Origin of the sequence: Acinetobacter sp. YH12231 (assembly GCF_013417755.1) — a bacterium.
Lineage (GTDB): Bacteria > Pseudomonadota > Gammaproteobacteria > Pseudomonadales > Moraxellaceae > Acinetobacter > Acinetobacter amyesii.
Map to the genome: position 1 here is coordinate 1 of NZ_VPDJ01000050.1, position 4,886 is coordinate 4,886.

Annotated in this window: 6 protein-coding genes; 3 read left to right on the forward strand and 3 right to left on the reverse strand. The window is 39.4% G+C overall.

Annotated features, from left to right (window positions below; all coding sequences use genetic code 11):
* Positions 1–207: 207 nt before the first annotated feature.
* Together FTV11_RS16705 and FTV11_RS16710 are read right to left on the reverse strand one after the other, a co-directional pair.
* A complete protein-coding gene (locus FTV11_RS16705) occupies positions 208–771 on the reverse strand; it encodes a TetR/AcrR family transcriptional regulator (protein ID WP_180027372.1) in 564 nt (187 codons plus the stop codon).
* 302 nt (positions 772–1,073) lie between these two features.
* Entirely contained in the window at positions 1,074–1,709 is a 636-nt protein-coding gene (locus FTV11_RS16710) for a cation transporter (RefSeq protein WP_180009473.1), read from the reverse strand.
* Between the two features lie 76 nt (positions 1,710–1,785).
* Between FTV11_RS16710 and FTV11_RS16715 the strand changes: the two genes are divergently transcribed.
* The 3 genes from FTV11_RS16715 to FTV11_RS16725 all read left to right on the forward strand — a co-directional run bounded on the left by FTV11_RS16715 (position 1,786) and on the right by FTV11_RS16725 (position 3,941).
* A complete protein-coding gene (locus FTV11_RS16715) occupies positions 1,786–2,202 on the forward strand; it encodes a Cd(II)/Pb(II)-responsive transcriptional regulator (RefSeq protein WP_168379319.1) in 417 nt (138 codons plus the stop codon).
* An 80-nt stretch (positions 2,203–2,282) separates the two neighbouring features.
* The gene (gene yegQ, locus FTV11_RS16720; protein ID WP_180010889.1) at positions 2,283–3,677 is read left to right on the forward strand and encodes a tRNA 5-hydroxyuridine modification protein YegQ; all 1,395 of its coding nucleotides are present in this window, start codon (positions 2,283–2,285) and stop codon (positions 3,675–3,677) included.
* A gap of 9 nt (positions 3,678–3,686) precedes the next feature.
* Positions 3,687–3,941, forward strand: a complete 255-nt coding sequence (locus FTV11_RS16725) for a YfhL family 4Fe-4S dicluster ferredoxin (RefSeq protein WP_180009475.1) — start codon at positions 3,687–3,689, stop codon at positions 3,939–3,941.
* A gap of 286 nt (positions 3,942–4,227) precedes the next feature.
* Here the strand turns inward: FTV11_RS16725 and FTV11_RS16730 are convergent.
* A partial coding sequence (locus tag FTV11_RS16730) for an FAD-dependent oxidoreductase (protein WP_180074049.1) occupies positions 4,228–4,886 on the reverse strand: 659 nt, incomplete at its 5' end.

A 4,886-nucleotide genomic window follows, 5' to 3' on the forward strand; every position in this document is an offset into this window, starting at 1 on the left:
CAAGTAACTTGGACCAGTGTTGATCATTTAGCATTGTTCGAGGCATAGCGAGTGTAAAATTGGGTTTGGCGATTTAATTTTACTATCTCGCTATTTTTTTAATCAACAAATGTCAACAGACCCTAAAGCATGTGAAAAAAATTGATGGTTAATCATTACAAATAAGTCGTCGCTAGATTTAAAAACCCCGATGCCTACAAGCAAATTTTAAGCGGTCAATTCCAAACGAATTAAGGTTTCAACTCGCTTCCAATAATCTGCTAAATGCATTTGGTTGGGGTCAATTTGGGCTTGGATGGTCATGCCATCCAAAATACTACACAGAAATGCAGCGAGTTGTTCAGTTTGCTGAATGCCCAGATTTTGCAAGGCAGTACTTAGTTTTGATTTAAGCCAGTCTTTATAATCGATCGCAGTTTGTACTGACGAAGGATAAACTTTAGATATTTCTTCTACTGCTTTTTGAAACATACAACCATTAAAATCTGCAGTATGAAACCAAGCATCGTACCAAGCAAAAATGGTTTTAATATGCGAAAGATGGTCTTCTGGATCACATTTTGCAATAGCAGCTTCAAGTGATTCCTGTAAATTAAGATTTCGAATCACGAGACATTCTTCAATTAATTTGGCTTTAGAGGGGAAATATTTATAAAACGTCATTTTAGCAACGCCCGATTCCCCAATAATTCGATCTATACCAATCGAGTTATAGCTATAAGAATTGAAGAGTTGGAGCGCAACGTTAATGATGTCTTGCTTTTTCGACATTTAATTTACCTGATGCACCAATGGGGCCTAAACATAAAGCTTTCAAGGTAGAAAACCTAATTTTTAAACATGATTTTCGCGCGCTATTGTAAAGCATAACTTAATTGGAGTCTGTAGATAAAACCTCAGCACCCTATTAAATACAGTCTGATTTCAGATGATTTATCGAATTAGCAGTCAGGAAAATTTCGTATAAAACTGACTGCTATTTTAATTTCAACTAGCGATTTAACGACTATTCATCTGCGTTAAAAACATGGATAAAATGAATGCCATTAACGGTGGATTTAAGAGTAAGTATTTTAAGAGCAAGGGGTACTCAGAATATCTTTTTGCTTACGCTCTTGCAGTGCTTTTCGAATCACCTGATAACCACCCGTTAAACCTAAGATCGCCATGATTGCGGCCACGATCAAATCTGGCCATAGACTGCCTGTACCAAACACCCCGACTGCAGCCAAGATCACTGCGACATTACCAATCGCATCATTACGGCTACATAGCCAAACGGATTGCATATTGGAGTCACCTTCACGGAAGGCATATAAGACGTATGCACAGATGACATTAGCGACTAAGGCCAGAATACCAATCACACCCATGGTGATTGGTTCAGGAGCGATCCCATTGGCATAGGCATAGAGCACTTTGGCAATCACAACGATCCCAAACGCTGCCATGACAAAACCTTTCACCAAGGCAACTGTTGCACGCCAATATAAACTGGCGCCAAGCACGGCTAATGAAACCCCATAATTTACAGCATCACCAAAGAAATCCAGCGAGTCCGCCCAAAGCGCAGAAGAATGTGCATAAGCCCCACCAATCAGCTCCACCAAAAACATCATGGCGTTAATGATTAAGGCAATCCAAAGTGCGATACGAAATTTACTGTTGGGTTTGTTTGGTGCTGGCTCATGACTACATGTACATGCCATAAATGTGCTCCAATTTTAAAATCAATGGATTTGTATTACTCTTATTCAAAACTATGGACTCACTCCAAGGTCAAGCATGAACGTACAAAAACATTATTTGATTAAAGAATTGTCCACCAAATCTGGGGTAAGCATTGACAGTATTCGCTTTTATGAAAAGAAAAAACTGCTGAAACCTAGCTTCCGCGCAGACAACAATTATCGCTATTATGATGAAGAAATGTACAAACGTTTGGTTTTTATTAAGCGCTGTCGAAACCTCGATATTTCTCTCACCGAGATTCAAACCCTGCTTGAACTTGAGCAATCCCCTACGCAAAGCTGTCATGCTGTGAATGAATTAATTGACAATCACATTCGTCAAGTTTCTGAAAAAATTAAAGAATTAGAAAATTTTAAAATACAGTTAAGTAAGCTCCGTGCCAGTTGTAATGAAACCAGTCAAATTAATGATTGCCAAATTTTAAAACATTTGGAAAACGGAATATCTTGAAAACCCAACTAAAATACTTGGTTGAATCCTTTTTTTAGATCACTACAATAAAGCCATAAATTTTTTATGCCTTTATTGACATGACGATTCAACACGTAACCGAACTCCTCTCACCTGCTGGCTCTTTAAAAAATATGCGCTACGCTTTTGCTTATGGCGCAGATGCCGTGTATGCAGGTCAGCCGCGATATAGCTTACGTGTGCGCAATAATGCTTTCGACCATGACAATTTAAAAATTGGCATTGAAGAAGCTCATGCCTTAGGGAAAAAGTTTTATGTGGTGGTAAACATCCAACCGCATAACTCAAAACTGAAAAATTTCATCCGTGACCTTGAACCTGTGGTTGCCATGAATCCTGATGCACTGATCATGTCTGACCCTGGTCTAATCATGATGGTGCGTGAACATTTTCCAGAAGTGTCCATTCATTTGTCTGTCCAAGCCAATGCGGTGAACTGGGCAACGGTTAAATTTTGGAAAAATATGGGACTGACACGTGTCATTCTGTCACGTGAATTATCAATCGAAGAAATTGAAGAAATTAAACACAATGTACCTGATATGGAAATTGAAGTTTTCGTACATGGTGCATTATGTATGGCTTACTCCGGTCGTTGCTTACTTTCTGGCTATATGAATAAACGTGATGCAAACCAAGGTGCATGTACCAATGCATGCCGATGGGATTATAAAATTCACGATGCAGTTGAAGATGAAACTGGTGATGTTATTCCAGTCACACAAATTAAAGAATCATCATGCTGCAATAATAAAAATGCCGATGAGCAACACGCCCTAGAACAACACCAATTCGGCGAGCCGGTTTTATTACAACGCAATGAAGAAGACATGTTTGCTGCCGAAGAAGATGAACATGGCACTTATTTCATGAACTCGAAAGACTTGCGTGCTGTACAGCATGTTGACCGTTTAACCAAAATGGGCATTCATTCTTTAAAAATTGAAGGCCGTACCAAGTCTTATTTCTACTGTGCGCGTACCGCTCAAATTTATCGTAAAGCCATCGATGATGCCCTTTCTGGTAAACCATTTGACCCTGCTCTCATGTCTCAGCTTGAAGGTCTTGCGAACCGTGGTTATACCGAAGGTTTTCTACGCCGCCATGTACATAGTGAATATCAAAACTATGAAACCGGCTCTTCACGTTTTGATCATCAACAGTTTGTAGGTGAAGTCTTAGAACGCAATGGTGACTCTCTTAAAATCGAAGTGAAAAACCGTTTTGTTGTAGGTGATTCTTTAGAACTGATGACCACTTCAGGCAACATCACCTTCGTTTTAACTGAAATGAAAGATAAAAAAGGTAATCTAATCGACGATGCCAAAGGTTCAGGTCATATCGTGGATATTCCTGTACCTGCCGATGTGGATATGCGATACGCCTTACTGATTCGTAACTTACCCAATTCGACAGTGGATATTTCGGCTTCAACTTTAGCTTATCAGGCTTGAGTTTACTTTATGGCTTTGTTGATTACAGACAAATGCATCAATTGTGACATGTGTCTACCTGAATGTCCCAATGATGCCATTTATGAAGGCTCAAAGATTTATGAAATCGATGTCGCACGTTGTACTGAATGCGTCGGTTTCTATGCGCACCAAACTTGTGTTTCAGTTTGTCCGATTGAGTGCATTGTGCCTCATCCTGAACATGTGGAGACAGATGAGCAGTTAATGGAGAAGTTTAAAGGCTTGAATTTATTTAAATCTTAAATTCGTGATGTGATTGGTATATTAATTGCTTACTCCGCTTTATATTTTATAGAGAAACAACCTTGGGGAAAGTATAAAAATAAGGTTGTAAAACAAAAATAGCTGGGCAACGAATAGGATTCAAAATGTGTGGGGACATTTTTGAATCCTAATTTTGCAGACAAAAAAAGGAACTCCGGTGTTAGCATCCAAAGTTCCTGTAAAACGAGAATATTAAGAAAAATAATATTCAAATGACAACATTCAGCGCGGCCAGCGTGTTTCTCGAAACACACTGGCCTTTCTTTTATTGACCCGAACGGATGATGTAATCAAAAGCAGACAATGAAGCTTTCGCGCCTTCACCTGTTGCAATGATGATTTGTTTGTACGGTACTGTTGTACAGTCACCTGCAGCAAATACACCTTTCACATTGGTTTCGTTACGCTCGTTAATTACGATCTCACCACGGTTTGAAAGTTCAACCGCTGTTTCTTTTAAGAAATCAGTATTTGGTAACAAACCAATTTGTACAAAGATACCGGCCAATTCAATCGTTTTGATTTCATCTGTTGCACGGTCTTTATAGTTCAGTGCAGTCACTTGTGAACCATCACCAACTACTTCTGTAGACAATGCATTCATGATCACAGTGGTATTCGGTAAGCTATTTAACTTGTCTTGAAGGACTTGGTCAGCACGAAGCTTAGTATCAAACTCAACAAGTGTTACATGCTCTACAATACCAGCAAGGTCAATCGCTGCTTCTACACCTGAGTTACCACCACCGATCACCGCAACACGTTTACCTTTAAACAATGGACCGTCACAGTGTGGGCAGTATGCAACACCACGAGTACGGTATTCTTGTTCACCCGGAACGTTCATTTCTCTCCAGCGTGCACCTGTTGAAAGAATCACTGTTTTAGATTCAAGTTTTGCACCATTCTCTAAAGTCACTTCAA